The organism is Paraburkholderia sediminicola (assembly GCF_046026855.1).
GTDB classification, from domain to species: Bacteria; Pseudomonadota; Gammaproteobacteria; order Burkholderiales; family Burkholderiaceae; genus Paraburkholderia; species Paraburkholderia sediminicola_A.
Genome location: NZ_JAQQET010000047.1, coordinates 41,963 through 67,803 on the forward strand (window position 1 = coordinate 41,963; position 25,841 = coordinate 67,803).

Annotated in this window: 21 protein-coding genes and 5 pseudogenes; 17 read left to right on the top strand and 9 right to left on the bottom strand. The window is 58.1% G+C overall.

Going from position 1 to position 25,841, the window contains the following annotated elements:
- The first annotated feature begins 23 nt into the window (after window positions 1–23).
- A pseudogene (locus PQR40_RS35510) lies at window positions 24–1,191 on the top strand (IS30 family transposase).
- Between the two features lie 3 nt (window positions 1,192–1,194).
- Here PQR40_RS35510 and PQR40_RS35515 read toward each other — a convergent pair.
- Window positions 1,195–1,824, bottom strand: a pseudogene (locus PQR40_RS35515) (MFS transporter); the annotation flags it as partial.
- Between PQR40_RS35515 and PQR40_RS35520 the strand changes: the two are divergent.
- Window positions 1,721–2,152: pseudogene (locus PQR40_RS35520) on the top strand (transposase); the annotation flags it as partial. The pseudogenes PQR40_RS35515 and PQR40_RS35520 sit on opposite strands and share 104 nt — an antisense overlap.
- A 67-nt stretch (window positions 2,153–2,219) precedes the next feature.
- Here PQR40_RS35520 and PQR40_RS35525 read toward each other — a convergent pair.
- On the bottom strand, window positions 2,220–2,516 hold the full coding sequence (locus PQR40_RS35525; RefSeq protein ID WP_408510950.1) for a hypothetical protein: 297 nt from the start codon (window positions 2,514–2,516) through the stop codon (window positions 2,220–2,222).
- A gap of 64 nt (window positions 2,517–2,580) precedes the next feature.
- Between PQR40_RS35525 and PQR40_RS35530 the strand changes: the two genes are divergently transcribed.
- On the top strand, window positions 2,581–3,579 hold the full coding sequence (locus PQR40_RS35530) for an XdhC family protein (RefSeq protein WP_408510951.1): 999 nt from the start codon (window positions 2,581–2,583) through the stop codon (window positions 3,577–3,579).
- Between the two features lie 53 nt (window positions 3,580–3,632).
- Window positions 3,633–4,640 (top strand): winged helix-turn-helix transcriptional regulator, encoded by a 1,008-nt coding sequence (locus tag PQR40_RS35535; protein ID WP_408510952.1) that lies wholly within the window; start codon window positions 3,633–3,635, stop codon window positions 4,638–4,640.
- Between the two features lie 233 nt (window positions 4,641–4,873).
- On the opposite strand, the gene PQR40_RS35540 is transcribed toward PQR40_RS35535, so the two are convergent.
- The gene (locus PQR40_RS35540; RefSeq protein ID WP_408510953.1) at window positions 4,874–5,203 is read right to left on the bottom strand and encodes a hypothetical protein; all 330 of its coding nucleotides are present in this window, start codon (window positions 5,201–5,203) and stop codon (window positions 4,874–4,876) included.
- A 458-nt stretch (window positions 5,204–5,661) separates the two neighbouring features.
- On the opposite strand from PQR40_RS35540, the gene PQR40_RS35545 reads away from it, so the two are divergent.
- From PQR40_RS35545 to PQR40_RS35605, 13 genes are all read left to right on the top strand, one after another.
- Entirely contained in the window at window positions 5,662–6,813 is a 1,152-nt protein-coding gene (locus tag PQR40_RS35545; RefSeq protein WP_408510954.1) for an iron-containing alcohol dehydrogenase, read from the top strand.
- Window positions 6,810–7,247: an acyl-CoA thioesterase gene (locus tag PQR40_RS35550; protein WP_408510955.1), complete on the top strand. Its 438-nt coding sequence runs from the start codon at window positions 6,810–6,812 to the stop codon at window positions 7,245–7,247. The genes PQR40_RS35545 and PQR40_RS35550 overlap by 4 nt, the downstream gene beginning before the upstream one ends.
- 50 nt (window positions 7,248–7,297) lie before the next feature.
- Window positions 7,298–8,860 carry an enoyl-CoA hydratase-related protein gene (locus tag PQR40_RS35555; protein WP_408510956.1) on the top strand — a complete coding sequence of 521 codons (1,563 nt, stop codon included), beginning with the start codon at window positions 7,298–7,300 and terminating at the stop codon, window positions 8,858–8,860.
- Window positions 8,861–8,871: 11 nt separating this feature from the next.
- Window positions 8,872–9,750 carry an FAD binding domain-containing protein gene (locus PQR40_RS35560; RefSeq protein ID WP_408510957.1) on the top strand — a complete coding sequence of 293 codons (879 nt, stop codon included), beginning with the start codon at window positions 8,872–8,874 and terminating at the stop codon, window positions 9,748–9,750.
- Window positions 9,747–10,283: a (2Fe-2S)-binding protein gene (locus PQR40_RS35565; RefSeq protein WP_408510958.1), complete on the top strand. Its 537-nt coding sequence runs from the start codon at window positions 9,747–9,749 to the stop codon at window positions 10,281–10,283. Before PQR40_RS35560 ends, PQR40_RS35565 begins: the two co-directional genes overlap by 4 nt.
- Window positions 10,280–11,041 carry an N-acyl homoserine lactonase family protein gene (locus PQR40_RS35570; RefSeq protein ID WP_408510959.1) on the top strand — a complete coding sequence of 254 codons (762 nt, stop codon included), beginning with the start codon at window positions 10,280–10,282 and terminating at the stop codon, window positions 11,039–11,041. The genes PQR40_RS35565 and PQR40_RS35570 overlap by 4 nt, the downstream gene beginning before the upstream one ends.
- Window positions 11,034–13,460 carry a xanthine dehydrogenase family protein molybdopterin-binding subunit gene (locus PQR40_RS35575; RefSeq protein WP_408510960.1) on the top strand — a complete coding sequence of 809 codons (2,427 nt, stop codon included), beginning with the start codon at window positions 11,034–11,036 and terminating at the stop codon, window positions 13,458–13,460. Before PQR40_RS35570 ends, PQR40_RS35575 begins: the two co-directional genes overlap by 8 nt.
- Window positions 13,461–14,213, top strand: a complete 753-nt coding sequence (locus PQR40_RS35580) for an SDR family NAD(P)-dependent oxidoreductase (RefSeq protein ID WP_408510961.1) — start codon at window positions 13,461–13,463, stop codon at window positions 14,211–14,213.
- Window positions 14,214–14,294: 81 nt separating this feature from the next.
- Window positions 14,295–15,875, top strand: coding sequence for a class I adenylate-forming enzyme family protein (locus PQR40_RS35585; protein WP_408510962.1), 1,581 nt, complete (start codon window positions 14,295–14,297; stop codon window positions 15,873–15,875).
- Between the two features lie 25 nt (window positions 15,876–15,900).
- Window positions 15,901–17,382, top strand: coding sequence for an NADP-dependent succinate-semialdehyde dehydrogenase (gene gabD / locus PQR40_RS35590; protein ID WP_408510963.1), 1,482 nt, complete (start codon window positions 15,901–15,903; stop codon window positions 17,380–17,382).
- A 126-nt stretch (window positions 17,383–17,508) separates the two neighbouring features.
- Window positions 17,509–18,039: a chorismate--pyruvate lyase family protein gene (locus tag PQR40_RS35595; RefSeq protein WP_408510964.1), complete on the top strand. Its 531-nt coding sequence runs from the start codon at window positions 17,509–17,511 to the stop codon at window positions 18,037–18,039.
- A gap of 182 nt (window positions 18,040–18,221) precedes the next feature.
- Complete coding sequence (locus PQR40_RS35600) at window positions 18,222–19,877, top strand: MFS transporter (protein ID WP_408510965.1); 1,656 nt, start codon at window positions 18,222–18,224, stop codon at window positions 19,875–19,877.
- 38 nt (window positions 19,878–19,915) lie between these two features.
- A complete protein-coding gene (locus tag PQR40_RS35605) occupies window positions 19,916–20,449 on the top strand; it encodes a gamma carbonic anhydrase family protein (RefSeq protein ID WP_408510966.1) in 534 nt (177 codons plus the stop codon).
- Between the two features lie 228 nt (window positions 20,450–20,677).
- Here the strand turns inward: PQR40_RS35605 and PQR40_RS35610 are convergent, their stop codons facing one another.
- From PQR40_RS35610 to PQR40_RS35635, 6 genes and pseudogenes are all read right to left on the bottom strand, one after another.
- Complete coding sequence (locus PQR40_RS35610; RefSeq protein WP_408510967.1) at window positions 20,678–21,106, bottom strand: aldehyde dehydrogenase family protein; 429 nt, start codon at window positions 21,104–21,106, stop codon at window positions 20,678–20,680.
- 592 nt (window positions 21,107–21,698) lie between these two features.
- A pseudogene (locus tag PQR40_RS35615) lies at window positions 21,699–21,941 on the bottom strand (transposase domain-containing protein); the annotation flags it as partial.
- Between the two features lie 182 nt (window positions 21,942–22,123).
- Complete coding sequence (locus PQR40_RS35620; RefSeq protein WP_459252664.1) at window positions 22,124–22,915, bottom strand: tyrosine-type recombinase/integrase; 792 nt, start codon at window positions 22,913–22,915, stop codon at window positions 22,124–22,126.
- Between the two features lie 108 nt (window positions 22,916–23,023).
- A complete protein-coding gene (locus PQR40_RS35625) occupies window positions 23,024–23,971 on the bottom strand; it encodes a tyrosine-type recombinase/integrase (RefSeq protein ID WP_408510968.1) in 948 nt (315 codons plus the stop codon).
- Complete coding sequence (locus PQR40_RS35630; protein WP_408510969.1) at window positions 23,968–24,657, bottom strand: tyrosine-type recombinase/integrase; 690 nt, start codon at window positions 24,655–24,657, stop codon at window positions 23,968–23,970. Before PQR40_RS35630 ends, PQR40_RS35625 begins: the two co-directional genes overlap by 4 nt.
- Before the next feature lie 1,059 nt (window positions 24,658–25,716).
- Window positions 25,717–25,841 (bottom strand): annotated as a pseudogene (locus PQR40_RS35635) (IS110 family transposase); the annotation flags it as partial.

The following is a 25,841-nucleotide window of genomic DNA, read 5'->3' on the forward strand; positions in this document are numbered from 1 at the left end:
ACGGAATCTGAGAGTGGAGCAATATGGAACGCCAGAGAAAGCATTGGCTGAGTGCTGAGCAGAAGAACGATATCTGGAGGATGTGGCGCGAGGGCGAGTCGTTGAGCGCAATTGCGCGCATGCTCGAGCGGCAGCCGAGCGGGGTCTATCGGGTTGTACACAAGACTGGGGGAATCTCGCCGGTCGTTCGTAAGCGATCTACCCGGTCACTGACGCTCGCTGAACGCGAGGAGATATCGCGCGCGCTGGTCGAAGGCAGAACGATGGGCGAGATTGCACTGCAACTGGGGCGCTCGAAATCGACCATCAGCCGGGAGATCGCGCGCGATGGCGGTAGTCACAGGTATCGGGCACACGAGGCCGATGCGCACGCCTGGGAGCGTGCACGACGGCCCAAGGCGTGTGCGTTGTCGGGCAATGCTCGGCTGCGCCGGCTGGTGGCCGGCCAATCTCAAATTACAATGGGCTCCTGTACAGATAGCGGGATGGCTCGGGCGCGAGTTCCGGGTCAACAAGGACATGCAGATATCTCACGAGACGATCTACCGGAGTCTGTTCATCCGGGCGCGCGGGGTCCTTAAAAAGGAACTCGTCGCGCACCTTCGTACGAACCGTACGATGCGTCAGGCGAAAAGCGCCACGGCAAGCGGCCAGAACAGGGGCAACATAATCGGAGCAGTGTCGACCAGCGAAAGGCCGGCCGAGGTGGAGGACCGTGCGGTACCCGGGCATTGGGAAGGCGATCTGCTGGCGGGTTCGAACAACACCTACATTGCCACACTGGTGGAGCGGCACTCGCGTTATGTGATGCTGGTCAAGGTGGCAGGCAAGGACACGGCAAGTATGGTGTCGGCGCTGATAAAACAGGTGAACAAACTGCCGAAACAACTGCGTGGATCGCTGACATGGGACCGCGGTACAGAGATGGCGAGCCACCGGAACTTCACGATTGCCATGGACGTGCAGGTGTATTTCTGCGATCCGCGAAGCCCATGGCAACGGGGCAGTAACGAGAACACGAATGGCCTGCTGCGTCAGTACTTCCCCAAAGGCGAACCGGTAGACGGCTATTCGCAAGCGCAGTTGAACAAGGTTGCCGCGCGTCTGAACGGTCGGCCCCGACAGACCTTGCAACTTATGAACCTTGCTGAAAAACTGGCAGAAACGTTGGGTGTTGCATTGACCGGTTGAATCCGCCTTTTCGCTGGTTAACGTATCGCGCAATGGTGTAGACGTGGTTGTGGCGTCTAGGAATTCCGGCGTTTCGGGCACGCTATGACGGATGAAGTATGCAACCGGACCAATTAGCAAACCGAGAACGAAAGGAATACGCCATCCCCATGCGGCCAAATGATCTGGCGTCAAATTAACGGACAACAGCGCTCCGAGGCCCGTAGCGAACACCGTCGTCAGGCCCTGGCTACCGACTTGAAAACTAGAGAAGAAGCCGCGCTGAAGCGGCGCGTGCTCCGCCATGAAGGCGGTCGAAGAGCCGAACTCTCCACCGACTGAAAACCCCTGAATCAGACGTGCAATCACGAGCAGAACAGATGCGGCCACGCCTATGCTGTTGTACGTCGGCAAGACAACAATAATTAGTCGAGCCTGAACAATCTTCAAAGCCTTTCGGTGTGAGGTTTTGAGCTGGAAATGCGGTTGTGGGAATTGCAGGGACCTGGCATATTGAGGCGTGAATCCTGCATTTTTCGACGAGGCGCAGATGGGTCCGAAGACGCCTGTGACGGAGGGAGATTTCTTCCGGCAACCGCTGCGCGAACAGATCAACCTGAGGCACCCGTTGGTCGGTTTGGCCGACCTGATCAACTGGGATCGATTGGGCGCATCGATGAGCGAGAGTTTCGTATCACGCAAGGGTCGGCCAGCGACATCGCCGCGCCTGATTGCGGGGCTGCTGTATTTGCGGCATGCGTTCGATCTGTCCGACGAAGAGGTCGTCTGGCAATGGGTGGAGAACCCGTACTGGCAGATCTTCACGGGCGAAACGTACCTGCAGACCGAGCCGCCGATCGACCCGTCGAGCCTGACGCGCTGGCGTAAGCGACTGGGCGAAGCCGGCGAGTTGCTGGCCGAGACGATCGAAGCAGCAAAGCGTGCCGGCGTGATCAAGGCCTCGAGCATGAAGCGCGTGATTGGCCACAACCTCAGGATGATCTTGAGGAAGCTGCGGTTTTTTTGCGTCTTCGTTCTCGCTATTTTGCTCAACCGCTGCGTTGCCGCCGACGTGACGGCGTGACGCCGGCGCAACGAGAAACGAATTGTTCAGGTCCGACTTCTAGGTAGCGTTCGGATACGCCGGTTTGTTCTGCGAGGCTCCTCCTGGTAAGCGCATGCCGCGCGCGCAGCGCCCGAACCCGGCTGCCGACGGTTCGGAGGAAAAAATCCTGCCCATCCTCCACACTGCTGTCCCTGTCCGCCGCTGCCATGATGACTGCCTGATCGCCGGCCTGTTGGTGGCCGCCCGCGATTGTCCGCCCGTTTGAAGAAGTCAGTTTCATCGTCTGTCCTGTGACTTGCATAAATAGACTATACTGCAGGTGAGGAGACGTTGACGAGGAGATCATGGACAGCATGGATAGGGATGTCCTGAGTGCGGCGGTCATGTGGCGCCGGGCCGGCGAAACTGTGGCGTTAGGAACTGTGATCCGGACCTGGGGTTCAGCACCACGACCGGTCGGGTCGATGGTCGTCATTCGAGGCGACGGTATCCTAAAGGGGTCGGTATCAGGCGGCTGTATCGAGGACGATCTGATTCTTCGGGTCAAATCGGGCGAGTTACCGAAATTGTTGCCTTGCGAGGTGACGTATGGCGTATCGGCTGATGAGGCGCATCGCTTCGGTCTTCCGTGCGGCGGCACATTGAAACTGATCGTCGAACCTGTCGGGCTTGCTTCCGGTCTTGAGCGACTATTGGAGTTGACCGGGCGTGGTGCTGTTGTAGGGCGCGCGTTAGATATGAGCAGCGGGCGCGCCGCTGTCCACGAGTGCAACAAGTCTCAGGACGTCCAATTCGACGGACAAAGCTTGCGAACAGTTCATGGGCCTCAATACCGTCTGATAATCGTAGGGGCAGGTCAGTTATCAGAGTACGTCGCGCGTATGGCTGTCCCCCTCGGGTATGACGTCATCGTGTGCGACCCGCGGGAGGGGTATGCATCCGAGTGGCCCGTTCCGCATACACAGATAACTCGTGAGATGCCGGACGATCTGTTGATTCGCATTGGACTGGATCGACACACCGCCGTTGTCACACTCACACACGACCCAAAGTTGGATGATCTGGCGCTCATCGAGGCATTGAATTCCAGCGCGTTTTACGTCGGGGCCATCGGCTCCCGGGCGAACAATTCGAAGCGGCGTGCGCGGCTACGCTTGTTTGATTTGCGCGACGACCACATTGCAAGGCTTCGAGGGCCAATCGGGCTTCACATCGGCGCACAAACGCCCCCGGAGATTGCGGTATCCATTCTTGCGGAGATGACTGCAATGCGGCATTCCGTACCGGTTCTGCAGGGACATGAGATGCGGAAAAATCCGGTTCAATCGGCCCATGCAGCGTGAAGTAAAATATCGGATTGCGCTGGTCGGCATCCAGAAGGTATCGATAGGTTTTTATGGCAAAGCCCGCAATACTTGAAGCTGACAGTCACCGCGCCTCTGACGCCCGCTTTGCTTCGGTCGAGCGTTACTCGTCCGTCGCGCGCACTGTTGAAATCCTTTCGGACCCTTGGGGATTTCTCGTTTTGCGTGAGTGTTTCTTTGGCGTACGGCGGTTTGAGCAGTTCCAGAGCCTTCTGCAGGTTCCACGGACCACGCTTGTCGAGCGGTTGAAGAAATTCACAGGTCTCGGGCTTTTGCGAAAACAGATCCCCTCAACGGGTGGAGCGCGTCATGAGTACCGCTTTACTGACAAGGGCCGAGACCTCTACGCCACGATGATTGGACTCCTCGCCTTCGGGGATCAATGGCTGAGCGGCGACGCACTTCCGCCGTTGAAGCTCATCCATAAATCTTGTGGATGTGAGTGCCATCCGCGTGTGGCATGTTCGCATTGTCACGGCGAGATTAACCCGCGTCAGGTGCACTATCGCGATGGTGTCGGTGCGGGTGAAGCAGCACGAAATGAAGACCGTAAGCGTTCGCGCCGTGCCTCCGACCCCACCGTGCTAGAGCGAGTGCGGCCGTGTTCTGTAGCTCGAACTCTTCAGATCATTGGAGATCGTTGGAGCTTTCTGGTCATCCGCGAGTTCTTTTACGGGGTACGGCGTTTCGACGAATTCCAGACGCGGTTGGGTATCGCTACCAACATACTTGCTGACCGGTTGCAGCGCCTGGTTGAGCAGGGCGTCGCGAACAAGACTCTTTATCAGGAGGGCCCGAAGCGCTACGAGTATCGCTTGACAGAGATGGGGCGAGCGCTGTACGGTCCAATGCTCATCATGATGCACTGGGGCGATAAGTGGCTCTCCGGTGGTAAGCCGCCCCTCAAACTTCGACACCGGGTATGCGACCAGGATTTTCACGCTGTTGTGGTCTGTGACAAGTGTGGAAACGAGCTGGATGCACGAGAAATGGGCTATGTCCTGCGATATATGCTTCCGGCTGAACTTGATGCCGCGTAACAAGGGCAGTTGCCCCACCGCGTCTTGCTGAGACGGGCCGGCGATTGAGCGCCTTCCCGCGCTTCGGCGCTGGTGAGCCTTTCCAAAACTAGTTGGCCGACGCGGCACGCGATGTCTTGACGACAAATACTGCTGCTCCTTTCCGCTGTCAATCGGCAGGTGGGTTGCACCTCTTTCGCAGCCGCGCACACATCGGTGGAAAAATCTCAATCCACAGACAACACGCACTGCTGCTAGCGGACTTGTGACGTCGACGCGCTTTGTGCGTCAGCGTCGGGTACGACGCACTCAATGCCGCAAACGTCGAGAAGGCGCCAACCAGTGGCAGGCACGTCAACGACTTCGAGGCAAGCATCGCCTCCGCTTGCCGAGAGTCCCATCTTCTCGACCACTTCAACTAATACCGGGTCGCTGCGGCGCGCATATTGGTGGGCGAATTGACGCGACAATGTCGTGCTGGACTCACTGTCCATCTCGCTCCGCCCACTCATCCGCAAATAGCGATGCGCGGCCTCGTCACTCAAGTTAAACGCGCCTACTTCCCTGTTGATAACGATTTTCACGAGGGGTCTCCATTTAGACGGGTTGGTGAAGCGCCACGGTCCTGTCTCTCCGGTCCGCCGCCCCAACGAGTTGAACCAATCCTACTGCTCTTTCGGCAAAGTCCCCCTCGATTCCCGCTCGCCGAACTTCGCAACGCGAGCATCTCTATGGTGTCACGATTTAAACGAGTAATGCAAGTTACCTTTGCATGATCAGTAGCAATGCGTTGCCAGGGCCTACTGACAGCCGGTTCTCCGACATCATTCACCGCTCCGATGCCCGTCTGTGCGAGTGTTTCGGGGAAAAATTATGCAATCAGACGGATACGCGATCGGAAGATGTTAGCAAGCCTTCCGTCTCACGGGAGAGGGAAAACCCGCTTGCAAAGTGAGTCTCGGCTAACTATAGTCTAGTTACGCAAGTTACTACGGCACTCGCATCGAGAGTTTCGGGACGCTCGTCAGGCCAAGGAGATATCGTGACCAGTTTTGAATTTCAGTCGACTCGTTCCACCGTTGTCGAACCCGGCGCTTCCGCCCGTTTGGGCCAGATTGCCAAGCGTTTAGGCTGCCGGAATATCTTTCTGGTGACGGATAGAGGTGTGGTGGACAACGGCTTGATTAAGTCGGCGCTGCGCAGCTTCGCTGCCGAAGAGATAACGGTAACGGTCTACTCTGACGTACAGGCGGATCCGCCCGCGCACGTGATTCTTGCAGCGACAGATGCCGCAGTTCAATCGCGTGTTGACGGCGTGATCGGGCTCGGCGGCGGAAGCTCGATGGACGTAGCAAAGCTTGTCGCGCTTCTGGCGCACGGGACGGAGCAACTCGACGAGATCTACGGCGTCGGCGTCGCGAAAGGTCCCCGGTTGCCACTCATTCTGGTGCCGACAACCGCCGGCACAGGGTCGGAGGTGACGCCTATTTCCATCGTCACGACGGGCGAGGGCGAGAAGAAAGGCGTCGTGTCGCCCGTTCTTTTGCCTGACATAGCCGTGCTGGACGCAGAGCTGACGCTGGGTCTTCCTGCAGCGGTGACGGCAGCGACGGGCATTGATGCGATGGTCCATGCGATTGAGGCATACACGAGCAAGCGTTTGAAAAATCCAGTGTCAGATTGCCTGGCCCGAGAGGCTCTGCGTCTGCTCAGTTTGAATATTCACGAAGCCTGCTCAAACGGAACAAACTGCGAAGCGCGTCAGGGAATGCTGTTGGGGGCGATGCTCGCAGGGCTGGCGTTCGCCAATGCTCCGGTTGCTGGCGTTCACGCGCTTGCATATCCGATCGGCGCTCGTTTTCACGTGCCACACGGCTTGTCGAATTCTCTTGTTCTGCCCGCGGTCATGCGCTTCAACTTGGAAGCTGCTGAGTCGCTTTACGCAGAACTGGCGCCTGTGGTGATTCTCAATGTCCAGGGAACCAAGGCTCAAAAGGCTCAGGCGCTCGTCGAGCGTCTCGGGGCTTTACCGACAGAATTGGCGTTGCCGACCCGCCTCCGGGACGTCGGCGTTGCGGCCGCCGACATCACGGCATTGGCCGAAGATGCGATGCGTCAGACGCGCCTCCTCGTAAACAATCCGAGAGAAATTGCCATCGAAGATGCTAAGGCGATCTACGAGGAGGTCCTGTGAGCGAAAAGACCAGACCAACGCGTCGGGAAGCATACCGTCACTTCACGATATTGCCGACTCGCTGGGGGGATAACGACGTGTATGGTCACGTGAACAACGTTGTCTATTACGCGTTCTTTGACACCGCTGTGAACCGCCACCTGATCGAGCAAGGCGTTCTCGATATCGCTAACAACAAAATCGTTGGCCTTGTTATCGAAACGAAATGTACGTTTTTCTCTTCGGTGGCGTTTCCAGACACCGTCCACGTTGGCTTAAGGGTAATACACCTCGGTAACTCAAGTGTTCGATACGAAATTGCTCTGTTCCGCAACGAGTCCGACGAGGCCTGCGCGGTCGGCCAGTTTGTGCATGTCTATGTGGAGCGCGCAAACAATCGCTCCGTGCCTATTCCGGATGCCGTGCGTGCTGTTCTGGAATCAGTAGCCGCATAAGCCCAGTTCATCGCAGGCGCAAAACACGCAGTGAGACGGAGGAGTCAATAATGGAAATGGTCGGCGAAGCGAGGCTGGAGGCTGCGCGCGAAGTCGTGTGGGAAGCGCTGAATGATCCCGCGGTCCTGCAAGCGAGTATTCCAGGGTGCGAATCCCTTGAAAGCACAGCTGCGAATGAGTTCACAGCAACGGTCGTATCAAAGGTCGGGCCGATCAAAGCGCGATTCGCTGGCAAAGTCAGCCTCTCGAATATTGCCCCGCCGCGTAGCTATACGTTGACTGGGGAAGGTTCGGGCGGTGCGGCGGGCTTCGCGCGCGCCGATATTGAGGTATCGCTTGACGCTCTTGAGCCGACGGTGACACTCCTGCGCTACGGAGTGAAGGCAAACGTGGGCGGCAAGCTGGCGCAACTCGGCTCCCGCATGATTGATGCGGCGGCACGGAAATCCGCTGATGACTTCTTTGAACTCTTCCGCAAGCAGGTGGATGGCCGCGCGTCAGACTCCACTTCGGTCTCTGCCGCACAACCGGCGGGCATGCACGCTTTCATGCAGGAACTCTCGGCCCCAGTAGCCGAAGTCGCGACCTTGGAGGTCCCAGCAGCTGTGCCTGCAGCTGCTGCAGCCAACGCAGACACCGCGAAAGCATCGATGCTGGAGGCGGCGCCTGCGCCGCGGGATGTTCCTGCGCAGCCTGCGCCGGTACTAACACCCGTGTCACCAGTGCCGGCCGCAGAAGCGCAGGCTGTGGTGATGGACGTGTTGACTTCAGAAAAGATCAAGGTCTGGATTTCTGATCAGGTCGCCGTCGTCACGCTGAACCGTCCTGGCAGCCGAAATGCTATGACTCACAGGATGTGGCTTGCGATGCCGTCGATCATGGCCGCACTCGACCGCAACCCGGAAGTGCGCGCCGTGATTCTAACTGGCGCAGGCGGGGACTTTTGTGCCGGTGCCGACATCGCCGAATTCGAAAAAGTCCGCGCTGACGTCGCGCAGGCTACGACGTATGAAGTCGCAGTTGACGCTTGTTGTGATGCAATCGCAAACATATCGAAGCCGACGGTCGCAGTACTGCGGGGCTACTGCCTCGGAGGGGGGGCCCATCTGGCCATGTCCTGCGATTTCCGTTTTGCGGGTCAGGACGCGATGATGGGAATACCTGCCGCGCGTCTGTCGATAATTTACGGCGTGAAGGGAACGCGCAAGCTGCTGTCTCTGGTCGGGCTCCCCGAAGCAAAGAAGATTCTGTACGGCGGCCAGAGGTTTGACGCCGCCCACGCTCAGCGAATCGGTTTCGTAGATCAGGTCGCCGGCCTTGGCGCAATAGTTTCTGGCCGATCTTTGTGGGAGCGCCTTATTGGCGCGAAGCAGCAGGTTGCTAAAAATGATCCGATGGCCGAGGCACGTGTTTTTGCCACATCGCTGGCAGGCAATGCGCCGCTGAGCATGGCCGGCGCCAAGTACCTTCTCAACGGGATGGCGATGGGGACGGGCGCTCTCGATCTGGTCAGATCTGAGGCGCTAATTGCTGCAGCAGCTGCAAGCGAAGATTACCGCGAAGGGCGCGCTGCGTTTGGTGAAAAGCGTGCGCCAAAGTTTCAGGGCCGCTAGACGGGATCACTATGAAACCTGCTCCTTTTGACTACTGTTGTCCCGACACCATCGACGAAGCTGTTGAGGTGCTTGCAGCTAACGTCGATGATGCCAAGCTGATGGCAGGCGGGCAGAGTTTGACTCCAATGTTGAACTTCAGGGTCGTCCGGCCGGCGCTCATCATCGATATCAGCAGGCTGCTAGAACTCGAGTACGTCCGCGAACGCAGAGACGGCGGGCTCACGATCGGCGCTCTGACGCGGCATCGAGTTCTTGAAACTTCGGCGTTGGTTGCAAACCGTTTTCCTGTGATTCCGGAAACGATGCACAACGTTGCCCATCTCGCGATTCGGAACCGAGGCACGATTGGCGGAAGTCTGTCGCACGCTGATCCCGCGGCAGAGCTGCCGATGCTGAGCCGTCTTCTCGACGCCGTGATCGTTGCTCGTTCGGTTCGGGGCGAACGGGAATTCCCGGCATCCGAATTCTTTGTCGCGCCGCTGACGACTGCGTTGGATGATGACGAAATTGTTGTCCGTGTCGAACTCCCGGGATTGCCCGCTGGCATGGGATGGTGCTTCCAGGAGTTTGCGCGGCGCGCAGGCGACTTCGCGCTTGCAGCTGTTGGCGTGTTACTTGATGTGCGGGGCGGTGAGATCCACCAGGCCCGCGTCGCGATGATGGGTGTCGGTGATACGCCGATGCGCCGTCCCGAAGCCGAAGCAGTACTCACCGGGAAAGCTCTCTCCGACGAGGTGATGGCCGATGCCGTCCATGCAGCCTGCGATTCGCTGCAACCGAATACCGATCTGCATGCTTCGCCTGAATTCCGCCGTCATCTTGCCGGCGTATTGATGGAGCGTGTAACACGCAAAGCGTGGCAGCGCGCCGCAGGAGTAGCTCAATGAGTGATACTGAAATCCCCCTCAAACCCCTCTGGGTCCTGGTCAATGGGAAGGTCCACGAGGATCATGTCGAACCACGTCTTCTACTGTCCGATTATCTGCGGCACACGCTTGAGCTGACGGGAACCCACGTTGGCTGCGAGCACGGGGTTTGCGGTGCATGCACGGTGATGGTTGACGGCGACAGCGTGCGGTCGTGTCTGATGCTCGCGATCCGTGCAAATGGTTGTGAAGTCCGCACGGTCGAGAGTATGGGCACCGTCGACGCGCTCAGTCCTTTGCAGGAAGCTTTTCGGGAGCACCACGGCTTGCAGTGCGGTTTCTGTACGCCAGGCATGCTGGCCAGCTGTGAGGATGCATTGCAAAAATATCCGCTCGATAGCGATGAAGAGATCAGGGACGTTCTTTCGGGGAATCTCTGTCGCTGTACGGGCTATCAAGGCATCGTTGAAGCGGTTCGCGTCTGCGTGACTGGACGAAACGCTCTGCGCGATGCTGCAGGAAGCCAGAAAGTCAGCAAGGACGATACACCATGAAAATGCATATTCTCAACGGTGGTCGACTGCGTATGCGCAAGAGCGTTTATCTACCGGAAGCGGAGCGCGCCGAGACAATCGATTTGCCGGTTTCCTGCGTTCTGTTGCGTCATGCACAGGGCAACGTCCTTTTCGACACCGGATGCCATCCGGATACCGCGGTAGATGCGACTGGCCGTTGGGGTGCGATGGCCAAGGCGATGATGCCTTTGAGCGGTCCCGAGGACAACGTTGTTTCACAACTGGCAACGCTAGGATTAGTGCCGGATAACATTGATGTCGTGGTCAACTCGCACCTGCACTCTGACCATTGTGGATGCAACGGGTTTTTCAAGCGCGCCACGTTCTTCTGTCACTACAAGGAATTGGAGGCCGCGCAGGGTCCAGACGCCGTGCAGAAAGGGTACATCCCGGCCGACTGGGAGCATCCCATGCCGACCGAAGCCATTGACGGTGAGTATGACGTTTTTGGCGACGGGAGGTTAGTCCTGGTACCTCTGCCCGGGCACACACCGGGAAGCGTTGGCGCGGTCGCGACGCTGAGCCGGGATGGCAGTTTTCTGCTCGCTGCTGATGCAGTTGCCATGAGACCCAATCTGGTCCGCGAGGTGATGCCGCGCAACACGTGGAACCCTGACCTGGCGATGGCTTCACTACGCGAAGTCCAACGTATTGCCGCGTCTGGAGCAAGGGTCATATTTGGCCACGACCCGGACCAATGGGCGGAAATGCGTAAAGGGGAAGATCGATATGAGTGAGCGTAACGATCGGTGGGCCCAACCCGATTCACCGGATTCAGATGTGCTCGAGAGGACCCGCGACAAGTTGGTCGGGCAGCCCGTCAGGCGTGTTGAAGACGCCCGACTCCTGACTGGACTGGGTCGGTATGTCGATGACCGTCCAAGTGGTCACGCTTTGCACATGGCTATCCTGCGAAGTGACCAGCCGCATGCGCGGATCTTGGCAATACGCGCGGACGCTGCCAGAGGGATGCGCGGGGTCTACGGCGTCTATACGTGGCAGGACATCGAGCGGCTTATCAAGCCAGCGCTTGCTGTATCCCGTATGAGTGGTTATCAGCCCACGCCAATCCACGCGCTAGCCAATGGGAAAGTGCATTTCGTTGGTGAGCCTGTCGTTGCGATCCTGGCGGAGAACCGTTATCTCGCGGAGGACGCGCGGGACGCCATCGAGGTGGAATACGAACGTCTACCGGTCTGCACAGATCCGGAGGCCGCCGCATTGGAGGACGCTCCGCTGCTGCACGAGGGATTCGAAAGCAACGTCCTCGTCGAACGCAGCTTTGTTCGCGGCGAGATCGAACAGGCGTTTACGAATCCTCCTGTTCTGGTCGGGGGCCGGTTCCGTTTTCACAGGAAGACATCGGCAGCCATGGAGCCGCGCTGCTATCTCGCTGAGGTTGACGCAGGGCGAGACGCGCTCACTTTATACACGTCCAGTCAGGTGCCGGGCATCATCCGCGACGCCCTGGCCGACCTGCTGGAGATGCCAGGCAACCGCCTTACGACGATAGCACCCGACGTCGGTGGAGGCTTTGGTGGCAAAACGTCGCTTTACCAGGAGGAAATGCTCGTATGCGTTCTTGCGCGGAAAATCGGCAAAAGCGTGAAGTGGACTGGCGACCGCCTCGAGGATCTGCTTTCCACCAGCCAGGCATTCGATGAACTGGTGACTGCGGAGTTGTCGCTTGACGCTCATGGTCAGATCCTGGGTCTGCGTGCCGACGTGGTTGGTGATGTGGGCGCGTATTCCATTTACCCGTGGACCTGCGGGATCGAGCCGGTACAGGTAATCAGCTTTCTGCCGGGCCCATATCGAGTGCCCGCTTATCACGGCCATGTAAGAGGCGTCACCACGCCAAAGGCGCCCACCGGGCCTTATCGCGGCGTTGGCAGACCGACTTCCACTTTCGCGATGGAACGCCTCATGGACATGGCGGCTAAACAGCTAGGTCTTGACCCAGCTGAAATTCGCCGTCGTAACCTGGTCCGAGATGAGGAGTTTCCTTACCGTACGCCGGTCGGCATCGTGTGGGACAGGTCTGCTTTCATGGGCGGTCTCGAAGGCGCGATGGAGCGTTTTGACTACAACGCCGCCCGCGAAGCGCAGGCGAGGGCGCGCGCAGAAGGTCGATGGGTCGGCATTGGCGTTGCCTGTTATGCGGAACTCTCTGGGATCGGATCGCGTATCTCAGCATCGCCCGGGATGCCAATCAACACGGGAACCGACACGTGTGTCATCCAGCTCGATTCGACGGGCTCAATTACTGCAGCATTCGGTTGTGCCTCTCATGGCCAGGGCCATGAAACTACACTTGGGCAAGTACTCGCCGATGAGCTCGGCGCGCGCCTTGAGGACCTTCGCGTTATCACGGGCAATAGCTCGACCGTGCCACACGGTACGGGTAGTTATGCCAGCCGCACTGCGGTCATCAGCAGCGGGGCGGGGATATTGGCCGCGCGCGAGCTGCGCGAGCGCATGCTGCGAGTCGCTGCTCACTTACTCGATAGCCCTGTCGAGTATCTCGAATGCGTCGACAGTTCGATTCGTGTGCAGACAGGGGGCGGACGGATCACTTTTCCGGAGCTTGCCCGTGCGCTGTACTCGCAGATGGGAAGGGTCCCGGCCGATGTACGTGAAGAAATGTGTGTCACGCGTGTCTACGACCCGGTCGTCGGCACAACCAGTTCGGCCACGCACCTCGTGCAGGTTGAGGTCGACCCGCAAACTTACGCGGTGCACATCCAGCGATACGTCATTGCCGAAGACTGCGGGCGAATCATCAATCCTCTCATTGTCGCAGGCCAGACGCGGGGTGCGCTTGCGCAGGGAGTCGGCGCCGCACTGCTCGAGGAGGTCGTGTACGACGCTGACGGTCAGTTGCTTACCGCGAGCATGGTGGACTACCTGCTGCCGTCTGCGCCTGAGGTTCCAGAACTGGAGATGGTTCACCTGCATACCGAAGCGCCGAACACGCTTGGCGGCTTCCGCGGAATGGGCGAGGGCGGAACCATCGGTTCCCCAGCGGCAATTGCCAACGCAGTGGCCGACGCGCTTTCTCCGCTAGGTATTGAAATTAGCGAACTGCCAGTCACGCCGGAGCGCATTTTCCAGCTTATCCAATCAACATCGCTTAAACGCAAAGAGGAGAATTAAATGAAGTTCGAACTGGACGGGAAGGTTGCGCTCATCACAGGTGGCGCCCGCGACGTCGGAAGAGAAATCGCGCTTGGGCTCGCTGCCGAAGGCGCGAGTGTGGTAGTGAATTATCACGGTTCCCGGGAGGGGGCCGAATCGGTCGTTGCAGAAATCAAAGCTGCGGGCGGTAAGGCTCTAGCCATTGGCTGTGACATCTCCGACCGCCGCGCAGTAGACGCGATGGCGGCGCAGGCCGTAGAGACTTTCGGCGGCCTCAACATCCTCGTGAACAATGCCGGCCTTGTCATTCGCAAGCGGTTTGCCGACAGCACGCCTGAGGAATGGCGCAGGCAGATCGACGTGTGCCTTTACGGCACCTTGAACTGCACCCACGCGGCGCTGCCCCATCTGGAAGCCCAGAAAGGCAGTGGTCGGATTATTAGCATCATGGGTGACTCTTCGCGGGTCGGCGAGGCAGGGCTGGCTATTGGCGCTGCGGCGCGTGCCGCCAATATCGCCTTGATGAAATCGATTGCGCGTGAGACCCGCTCCGGAACGACCGCTAATGCGCTCGCGTTGGGTCTAATCGAGACGGCGCACGACCCCGAATTTCTCGAAGCTAACCGCGAAAAGCTCACCAGGCTGTACCCATTGCGTCGGCTGGGGCAGCCGGGCGATGTGGCACCAATGGCTGTGCTTCTTGCGTCCGACAAGGGCAGTTGGATTACTGGCCAGGTGATTAGCATCAGCGGCGGCTTCAGCATGATCTGAAGTCCGCACCACCAAACCTATCAGGACAGGGGATGCTTGCCTTGCGACATCGTCGTTGGCTACATCGCTTAGGAGACAGCCATGATTCAAACAGAGCTCATCGTACCGGTTCACGAACTACTCAAGCGGCACGCCGAAGAACGGCCCGATAAAATCTCATTCGAGGACGAGAGGTCGTCCCTGACGTACCGGCAGCTCGAGGAAGTCACCGCTCGACTTGCGGTGCATTTTCAGGACTCAGGCGTAGAGTCGGGAGATCGCGTAGCCGTCCTGCTGCCCAATTCGGTTGAATGGGTTGTAAGTTGTCTGGCTATCGTGCGGGCGGGCGGCATCGCCGTACCGGTCAGTCACGAGGCCACCATGCCTGAAATTGAGTACCGGCTGACGGACGCATCATGCGTAGCCGTCGTGACGAGCGATTCGAGAGAGCTGGAAGTCAGAAGGCTTGGCGATGGTATTCCGTCGCTCAAGGAATACGTCACAGTCCAGTGGAGGTCAGCGCCTGTAGTTGGCACTGAGTACAGAAAAGTAGTTGGAGAAAGGGCGCAGGGTATCCCTGTGGACGCAGATACACTCGACCTGCCGGCGTTTGTGGTCTATACCTCCGGCACTACAGGAAAGGCGAAGGGCGTCCTGCTTTCAACCCGTAGCATGCTGTGGGTTACCGCGTCCTGTTGGGTGCCAATCGCCGGTCTGAATCAAAACGATCGTATATTGAACTGCCTACCGCTTTATCATTCGTATGCTCTTAATTTTGCAGTGCTTAGCGTGCTCGCGGTGGGTGCATCGGAATATTTGATGGACAGGTATTCGTCCAGGGAAATTCCAAAGCTCCTCGTGAGCGGCGACTTTTCCGTAATGCCCGGGGTGCCGACCATGTTTCATTACCTGCTGGAGGGTGCCCAGACCAGCACTGCAAACGTGCTTCCCGGCATCCGTCTCTGCGTGTCAGCCGGAGCAATCCTGCCATCGGCTACCAATCGGGCATTCGAGGAGCGGTTTGGCGTGAAGCTTCTGGATGGCTACGGAATTACCGAAACGTCCACGATGGTCACCATGAACTGGCCGACCGGCACTCGTCCTTACGGATCATGTGGTCTGCCGCTGCCAGGTGTGGCAACCCGCATTGTTGAGCCGGTTGGTATGCGTGACGTCGACGTGGGTGAGGAGGGTGAGTTACTGGTGCGGGGCCCAAATGTAATGAAGGGTTATCTCAACAAACCGGCTGAGACTGATGCTGCACTTCGGAACGGGTGGTACCACACCGGAGATCTTGCTCGTTTTGACGCGTCTGGCTACATCACTATCACGGGCCGATTGAAGGAAGTGATTATCCGTGGCGGACAGAACATTGCGCCTGCGGAAATTGAACAACTCGTTTCGGTGTTTAACGGGGTGCTGGACTGTGCGGTCACAGGGTCGCCGCATGAGCACCTCGGAGAAGTGCCAGTCGTTTTTATCGTCCAGCGGGAGGGCGAAACGGTGGACGTGGAGGCGTTGCTTGCGCACTGCAGGACGCAATTGTCGGAGTATAAGGTGCCGCACGCGGTGCACATCGTTGCTGAAATTCCGCGCACCGGCTCTGGCAAAGTGATGCGCTATAAATTGCGTGAGGTGCTTGAAGTGGTTGCGATTGCGCCCACGACTCAGGCATTTAGTTAATCTGATTCAAAGAATGGGGAAGTCCATGGCAAATAACAATTTCGCGGTCTCCGTACCGATTAAGGATATCGGTCTCATCAGAAACAAGTGCCTGATCGGCGGCGAATGGCTTGACGCTGACAGTGGTGAAACGATCGAAGTCACGAACCCCGCGAACGGAGATTTTCTTGGTACGGTCCCCCGTATGGGGGAGGAGGAAACGCGGCGCGCCATCACTGCGGCAAACGACGCACTCAAAGACTGGAGTGCGCACACAGGAAAGGAGCGCGCAGCGATTCTTCGTCGCTGGCACGATCTCATGCTCGAGAACAAAGAGGATCTCGCCGTCATCATGACGGCCGAGCAGGGCAAGCCGCTGACCGAAAGTCGTGGCGAGATCGCATATGCGGCCTCGTTCCTGGAGTGGTTTGCGGAGGAGGCCAAGCGCGTCTACGGTGACACTATTCCGGGCCATGGCCGCGACAAGCGCATTATCGTTCTCAAGCAGCCGATTGGCGTGTGTGCGGCCATTACGCCGTGGAATTTCCCTGCCGCCATGTTGACTCGCAAGATCGGGCCTGCTCTCGCTGCAGGTTGCACGATGGTGTTGAAGCCGGCTAGCCAGACGCCGTTTTCGGCGCTTGCACTATGTGTACTCGCCGAGCGCGCAGGCGTGCCGAAGGGTGTCATCTCCTGCGTTACGGGCGCGGCATCCGCCATCGGTGGAGAGCTGACTTCCAACCCGACGGTCCGCAAACTGTCGTTTACCGGCTCAACGGAAATCGGCAAGGTGCTGTTGGCGCAGTGCGCTGCTACGGTCAAGAAAGCTTCCATGGAACTGGGTGGAAACGCACCCTTCATCGTGTTCGACGATGCTGACCTGGACGCTGCAGTCAAGGGAGCGATCGCCTCGAAGTACCGCAATGCTGGCCAGACCTGTGTTTGCGCGAATCGCCTGCTAGTCCAGGACGGCGTCTACGACAAGTTTGTTCAGAAGCTGGTCGCAGAGGTGGAGAAGCTGAACGTCGGCGACGGTCTGGAGCGGGCGACCCTGATTGGGCCGCTCATCGATGACAACGCAGTCGCCAAAGTCCATGAGCATGTAATGGACGCCGTGGCAAAAGGAGCAAGAGTAGTGGTCGGCGGACGGCACCATTCGAAAGGGGGCAACTTCTATGAGCCGACCGTTCTTGCCGATGCGACGCCTGATATGCAGATTTTCCGCGAAGAGACATTTGGTCCGGTAGCGCCGATCTTCCGGTTCAAGACGGATGAAGAAGCCATCGCGCTCGCGAATGATACTGAGTTCGGCCTCGCATCATATTTCTACGGACGTGATATCGGCCGCATCTGGAAGGTAGCCGAAGCATTGGAATACGGCATCGTCGGCATCAATGAAGGCCTTATTTCGACGGAAGTCGCGCCGTTCGGCGGTGTAAAAGAGAGTGGTCTCGGTCGAGAGGGATCGAAGTACGGTATCGAAGACTACATGGAAGTGAAATATCTCTGTATGGGCGGTATTGCCTGACCACTGAGTTGAGACGCGCCTGGTTGACAGGCGCGTGCCCTCCCGTCCGAATGAACAATGCGACCAATTACGGCTGTACCCCGCAGCGGACGTTGGCGGTCCGAGCCGCCAGCTTCTGCGCCTAGAATGTGGACGCAGTGGCTGCGTCGCGGCGGTTCTCTTACTCGGGCGCTTCAAACACTGGGCAAGGTTGAGGTACAGGTCAATTTCGAGGGTATTGTCTGCCGGCGTGCCGGTGACATGAGACTACGAAACGAGCATATGGCCGCACGGAGAAGCTCCTACCAACGTGCTGGGCGCGGATCTCCGGTCTGGGTGCGCGACATCACTCTCACTGTAGGTGCCGTGGCTGTGGTTGCGGCGCGCAGCATCGTGTCGGCGCGCGATAGTCGCGCCAGTTGGAAATCACTTCGAACACTTGCCGCGCGTCCCCTTGGCAGCCTCCTTTATAACGACCCAGGAATCAGCCGTTCGAGATTCGCTTACGCGTCTTTTCCCTTGGCTGCTACGCCATTTGTTGATCGCGAATTCGTCGACGATGCCAACCAGTGTGGCTGGGCATGGGCGCGGGTTTCGGAATTTCGCCGAGGGCAGGCACCGCTTGTTCTGACAGAGATTTTCCTGCCAGTGCTATGGTCGATGATTGACCAGAAGTGACACGCTATACAAGCGACAAAATCTCAAGCCTCGCACTTTTAGATTTTGGAGTGATTCATAAAATGTAGCTTAAGTAGGTGAAAAAGTGGGCTTTTATCTGCTTGAAAGGCCATCATTTACTTCGTATAGTCTGGTAATGCAAGTAACTATAACAGGCGTACTTCAGGTTGGAGGAGATGGACATGTCGGTCACGAATCAAGCATTACCCGCTGCGCGAATGTCACAGGACGAGCGTCTTGTCGTATTTGCGTCGTCCCTTGGGACAGTCTTTGAATGGTATGACTTCTTTCTGGCCGGGTCTTTGGCCGTGTTCATCAGCCGAAACATATTCGCGGGAGTAAATTCAACGGCAGGGTTCATCTTCACTCTTTTGAGCTTTGCGGCCGGCTTTGCGGTTCGGCCGTTTGGTGCTGTTGTCTTTGGCCGCCTTGGCGACTTGGTGGGACGTAAATACACGTTCCTCGTCACCATCCTGCTGATGGGCGTGTCGACGTTTTTTATTGGACTGCTGCCAGGTTTTGCGACGATCGGGATAGCGTCCCCAGTCCTGTTCATCGCTATGCGAATGCTTCAGGGGCTTGCGCTTGGCGGTGAATATGGCGGCGCCGCGACCTACGTTGCGGAGCACGCTCCCAGTGAAAAGCGGGGCGCGTGGACTGCATGGATTCAGATGACGGCCACGCTCGGTCTGTTCCTGTCTCTCATCGTGATTCTCGGCGTCAGAACCGAGACGGGTGAGGGCGCCTTTGCAGACTGGGGATGGCGCGTTCCCTTCCTGCTCTCGATTGTTCTGCTCGCGATCTCGGTATGGATCCGCCTCAAGCTCCACGAGTCTCCCGCCTTTGAAAAGATGAAGGCAGAGGGGAAGGCGTCCAAAGCACCTGTCTCTGAAGCCTTCGGGCAATGGAAAAATCTCAAGCTGGTCTTGGTCGTGCTGTTTGGTCTGACGGCGGGGCAAGCAGTGGTCTGGTACACGGGGCAGTTCTACACGCTATTCTTCCTCACCCAGACGCTCAAGCTGGACGGTCCGATAGCGAACGTCATTCTCGCGATTGCGCTAGTCATTTCAACGCCGTTCTATCTGCTATTTGGTTCATTGTCAGACCGAATTGGCCGTAAGCCAATCATCCTTGTTGGCTTTGTTCTCGCGGCTGCTACTTACTTTCCTCTCTTCCAGGGACTGACACACTACATCAACCCCGCACTTGAAAGTGCGCAGCGCAGCGCGCCCATCGTTGTGAGGGCTGCCCCCTCTGAATGTTCGTTCCAGTTCAATCCGGTCGGAACGGCGAGCTTCACGAGTTCGTGCGATATCGCGAAGGGCGCGCTGTCGAAGGCGGGTCTGAACTATCAGAATGAGGCAGCCCCAGCCGGCTCGACCGCGTCGGTGACTGTCGGATCGGTGACGATCTCCGCGTATGACGCAAAAGCTGCCGACGCAAAGGTCCTAGGTGCGAAATTTGATAATGAACTGAAGTCGAACCTCCTGCGTGCTGGATATCCGCTCAAGGCAGCCCCGTCCCTCATGAACAAGCCGATGGCCATCCTGCTTCTCGCCATCCTCATGATTTACGGAACCATGGTGTATGGGCCGATTGCGGCAATGCTCGTCGAGTATTTTCCAACGCGTATCCGTTACACCTCGATGTCTTTGCCATACCACATCGGAAACGGATGGTTTGGAGGCTTTCTGCCAGCGTCGGCATTCGCTATCGTCGCCGCACAAGGCAACATTTACTCTGGACTCTGGTATCCGATCGTTATTGCGGTAGCCTCGTTCGTGGTCGGATTGATCTTTGTTCGCGAGACACGTGGTGTCGATATTAACGTCGGATAGTTTTGACAAACAGGGGCCGCTTCAGGCTAAGGTGCAGCATGCCGATCTACGAATTTCAGGGAAACGTACCTGATATTGATTCCACAGCGTTTGTTCATCCGCTGGCGTCGGTCATTGGTGACGTCCAGATAGGGGCGGGCTGTTATATTGGTCCGTTCGCGTCGATTCGTGGTGACTTCGGTACAATTGTTATTGGGGAAGGCAGCAACGTGCAGGATAGCTGCACCTTGCATGTTGGACATGGGCGTCGATGTGAGCTTGCGCCGGCGTCCCATATCGGGCATGGGGCAGTCGTTCACGGTGCCGTCCTGCGGCGCAACACCTTGATTGGCATGAATGCGGTCATCATGGACGACGCTGTTATCGGGGAGTCCTCGATCGTAGCTGCCTGCGCATTTGTGAAAGTCGGCTGGGAGGTGCCCCCTGGATGCCTTGTAGCTGGCATTCCTGCACGTGTGGTCCGTCGGCTTGAGCAGGGCGAGCTTCAGGGGAAAGCAAAGGCCACGCGCAAATACCAGGAGCTTGCGGTTGCTTGTCTTTCTACTTTGCGCGAGGTGAAGGTTGGCGATTAAGGGGGAAGATCTTTAGCGCCCAAAACGGATATTAGGCGCTGACCGGTTCGACGCGGCGCGCCTCAACGCGTTGCGGTGAGCAGCAAGCAGTACGACGGCCGACTGACACTGCGAAATGGGCGCGTTCTCACATCTTGCATAGTGGAACCCTCGCACCATAAGCGCTATTCGAGAAATCCGCGAAAGTTCGAGGAGGGGGCACCCCCCGTTCCGTGTGAGGAGGGGCGGTTACTTGCGATCGAACCAGACAGCCTGTGCGTTAGTGAATTCCCGTACACCGAAGTGCGACAGTTCACGACCGTATCCGTTCTTCTTGATGCCACCAATCGGAACGCGTGGGTCAGATGCTGAGAAGCCGTTCACGAAAACGCCGCCTGTTTGAAGCTGTCGAGCGAAAGACTTGGTTTTAGCAGCATCGCCGGTCCAGATCGCGCCACTTAGGCAGAACACGCTCATGTTGGCGAGATCAATCGCGTGCTCTGCATCATTTGCGGTACTAAGGATAAGCGCCCGGCAAACTCGTCTTGACGCACTGATCGACAACACCCTGGTGAGGTGGGCAGATACGGCATAATTCGAGGCATTGAGACTATCAATTATCGCGATGAACTTCACAGCCGTGGTGGCCTGTCTACTTGTTGGTGTCGCAGTCGTCACGGCCATTCTCGCCGCGGTAATCACACGCGCCTCGAAGGATCGCGGCAGCGAAGGCTTGCGACACTGACGATACATTTTTGCGTTGATAGTCGTTCTTCTGACAACGGCGTGTGCTTGGCAGGGGCTTTATTTTGCGTCCCGCATGATGAATCTCGGTGCAGGCTTGGTCGTGGCAATAGTGTATTGCTACTTCTCACTCGCAAGCTTTGCGATCCGCCCTAAGCTCCTGAGGATCATAGTCGACTCAACTTTCATTGCACCATTCATCCTGACGGTGGTGACGCTACCATTTACCGGTTTGGCGCTCGGGTTCATCTTGCATGACGCCACGCATCTTACGCGGAACCCACGACGAATGACGGCATGATTTGCCGCGCCGGGGAATATGGAATGGCCGCGAGCGATGAGGGGCAGGAGGTCGAGCTGCTCCGTCCTATATATGGACTCGCGTATCGTAAAGTATTTTCAACTGCTGTTTCCTACCGCACGTATTCCCAGAAACATGGCGAACTCTGTGAATTCGCGTTGACGCAATGGCGACTCTCGCCGAAGTGAGCGTCGGTTGCTGCGTTTGCGAGGATCACCCAATGTCTCACACCTGACGGAGGGACCGCCAGCGATGAGGCAGCAGCTCTTCGAGTCGACTTGCCGGCTGCGTAGGTAACCGTGTGAGAACGTCCCTGAGATAGGTGTAGGGGTCGTGGCCGCTCATCCTTGCTGACTGGATCAGGCTCATGACTGCCGCGGCGCGGTGGCCGGCGCGCAACGATCCGGCGAACAGCCAGTTGTTTCGGTCGATGGCGATGGGACGGATCTGGTTTTCACACCAGTTATGCCGACTTCCGGATTATGCCGCGTCATGATTCCACGGGCGCAGCAGTTGGGCGGATCCCTGTTCCGCGTCGCTCGGATTGTCGGCATTATTAAAGACCCTCCAGGAAGGCCAACAAGGGGTCGGGAGGTTTGTAACGCGTCGGCGCTACTCCGCTCGCATTGGCGTGCGCCATTGCGCGTTCCTTAAGCACGCATGTCGGCGTGCAAGTAGATCTGGGTCGTCTCCGATGATTCGTGGCCGAGCCAGAGCGCGATCACGGACAGGTCTACGCCGTGATGTAACAGGCTCATCGCGGCCCCGTGTCGAAGCGTGTGGGGAGTTACTGATTTGTCCTTCAGCGAGGGGTACGAGTGGCACGCGATTGCGACGTTGCGCGACACAAGCCGCTGAAGTGCGTCGGCGCTAAGACGGCCACCGCGCGAACTGGGGAAGACCGGATCATCGGGTTCGCCAGGTTGATAGCGTAGCCATGCTTTCAACACCGCGACGACATCCGGTCGTAGTGGAGTGCATCGCATCTTTCTGCCTTTGCCGAGGCAACGGACGTGGGCGCCTGTACCGAGCACCACATCCTGACGCCTGATAGAGGTCAATTCGCTATTCCGCAGACCCGTTTGAACCGCTACAAGAAGCAGCGCTCGGTCGCGGTTGCCGATCCATGTTCGTACATCAGGTGCCGCTACTAGCGCTGCGGCCTCGCTCTCGGTTAGAAACTCGACGGGACCATGTTCACAGCGTTTGGATGGAATTGCAAGGATGCGCTGACACCGCGGGAACAGCGCAGGCTCGCTAGCCGCAACGAACCGGAAGAAGGCATGTACAGCGACGAGGCGCGTGTTGCGTGTCCGCACCGAATTGCCCCTGGCTTGTTCAAGGTGCTGAAGGAATTCCTGAATCAACGACACGTCGAAGTCTTCGATCCGTAGTTTCGAAGGCGCGCGTCCGACATGCTTCGTGGCGAACGCCAGCAGCAACCGGAATGTGTCGCGGTAACTCGCACACCGTGTGCGAACTCAGGCCCTGCTGCTCGAGCAGGCGCTGGGTAAAGAAACGCTGGACGAGGGATGGAAGGCCAGCGTCGCTCATGGCCGCTCTCCCGGACTGTTTCTGCCGAGATAGCCTGCCGCAAGCTCAAGCAGCTCCGGAACCGCTTCGATGTACCAATACGTAAGACCAATGTTGACATGCCCGAGATAGGCAACAAGTTTCGGCAACTCCCGGCTCACGTCCAATCCGGCGCGATACCATTCGACCATCCTTCCAGTCGCGAAACTGTGTCGAAAGTCCTGGAGCCGTGGGCCGTAACCATCGCGACCGTCCTCTGTCGCTGGCCGCAGGCCGACGGCACGCGACATTCTGACGAACATGCTTCGGACAGTGCCGGCCTTCAACCTCATACCGTGCTCACCAACCAGGAACGCCTCACTCAACCGCTGCGGGCAGAGTCGGTCTCGACTCTGAGCATAACGCTCGAGTGCGGCGCGGGTCGATTCTTCTACGGGTACAAAGCGCGATTTGCCGAACTTCGATTCCCGGATAGAGGCTATCCCGCTGACGAGGTCAACGTCGGACTGGTTGAGTCGAAGCGCTCCACCCGGCCTGAGGCCGGTCGCTACCGGAAGCCCGATAAGCGTCGAATAGGTCAGTGCTCGCATGCCTGTGCGCGAGCGAAGCTGCGCAGCCTGGATCATGAGCAGGTTGATTTCCTGTTCCGTGTAAATATGTGGCGCGTTGCGCCGTCGGCGGGCACTCAGGAGTCTTGCCGGAGGAATCTGGTTTCGGCTGTCTACGGTGTTCATCCACCTGGCAAATCCTCTTACCTGGGAGAGGCGCCGCCCCCAAGTGGCGCGTTCGACGGACACGGGCGTCGTCGCCCAGCGCAGAGCCAGATCGATGGAAATGAACTCGGCGCCTTCGTGCTCCAGAAGATCAACGAAATGACCGAGTGCCAATGCAGGTTCATAGAATGACGCCCCGAGAGCCCGGCGGGCTGCCACGTACTGCGCAAGGGAGTCACGGATCGCAGTCATGTTGCACCTCCCGCCGTGGGCCATGAGCGCGCTACCCTGCGCAGGTCCTCAAACGCGACCTTTGCGTAGATCGCGGTACTGAGCTGTGAGCGGTGCCGTAACACCTCGGCGATTTCCGCCATCGACGCACCATGGCGAATCATCGTTGTCGCCAGACCGTGACGAAACAAATGTGCCGCGCCGCGACACGCAGGGCGAAACCCGGCACGAGCGAACGCCAGACGAACAATGTGGCCAACTGCCGCCGGTCCCGCCAGACCAACGCGCGGCGCGCACGTGCGAAGGAATACCCGTCGCGATGCGCTCGCTCCACGAGCGTCGCAAAGGTACGTCGCGATCGCGTCTCCAACCTCGGAACGTAGCGGGACATGCTCCACCATTTGCCCCTTGCCATGAACGACAAGTTCCCCCGAACGCCAGTGGATGTCGCCTAGCTCTAGTGCCACGATCTCTCCGGCACGCAACCCCAGCCGCGCCAACAACAGCAGGACGGCATGGTCGCGACCCCCGCGTGGAGTGGACCGGTCGGTAGTCGCAATGAGGGCTTCCTCCTGCTCAGGCGTGAGGAACGTTGGCACAGTTGACTGTTGCCACTTGCGAACCGACGGCACCGACTCATACAGGTCCCGCGGCGTGTTTCCACGCATAAAGAGGAAGTGGCAAAACGAGCGAAGGGCCACCGCCATCAACCGGGTGTACTCCGCCGATCGACCTTTGCTGCGGGCAAGAAGGTGGTTTCGGATCGTTACGGCTGGGGATCATCGAGGTAACGTATCAGCGCTAGTCTCGAGTGGGACTGGCACGAATGCCGGTGTTGTTGCCGACTGCAGTGCCACGTCGCTGCTCGCTGTCAGCGCAGTCACATTCCCTTCCGACTGTTCGACCCAGCGTCTGAGCAGATTGGCGTTGAGCTTGTGGTGCAGCGCGATGGCCGCAAGCGACCCCCCGGTCCCTGGCACGTAGCAACGACTGGGGCCTTGAACTCGTGGCTGTAGCGGCGACGACGACGCTGTCCCAGTGGTGCTTCTTCGATAGTGTTCACGTGTCCGGCTATTGGTGAACTGACCCCGGAATGTTGGACACGATGCTCCCAAGACCCTCAACGCAACTCAAGATAGATTGCCCGTGCGCTTACCGTTGATCCGACGTCTGGCTGAAGTACGCTGTCTGACTGACACGGCAAAAAAATATACGATCGCAAAGTCTAAAAGCTGCCCTCAAGGGGTTCTTAGCAACACCAGGCGAAAGTGGATCTATGCAGATCGACGAAAAGATGATTAGGGCGCAGTGCTTGGTCTTGTTGGTGGCCCTTCGAGATAACGGCCCTACGGCAACGGGACACTCAATGTTTGCAATCCAACCGCAGAAAAGGCCTTGTCTAGGCTGCTGCGTGGCTCTGTCGCGATAAGCCGAAGGGGTAAAATCGTGAGCAGACGAAAGTCCCCAAATAGCACGATAAAGAAGACGCAGACACCGCAAAAGACACCCGACGCGCTTTGCAAGCTCTTGATGATGATTGGAAATGGTCTGCATGCATGTCCGGCTTGCTCGCGGGCATTTGCCGAAGCACGCCCGCAGCCTTGATGAGATCCGTGCACCCTTGTCCTGAACAAATCAACGGCTTGAACTACATGGCCGGCACGGAAAGCAGGTTTCAGGATGCTGGTTCTACCGATTTCGTCATCATGTACTAGAGCTACGCAAACCTGCACTGGGTGATACCGCAATCTAAACCTGTATTGCGTTCATGTTGTCGCTAGCCTATACGACGCTTCGGTACTCAGCAGGACCTGAAGAATACGTGCGTTCTTGTTGGTCAGTGCTACTGCCGCACAGTTGTAGCCGCGTCTGGCGATCAGCTGCTGCAACC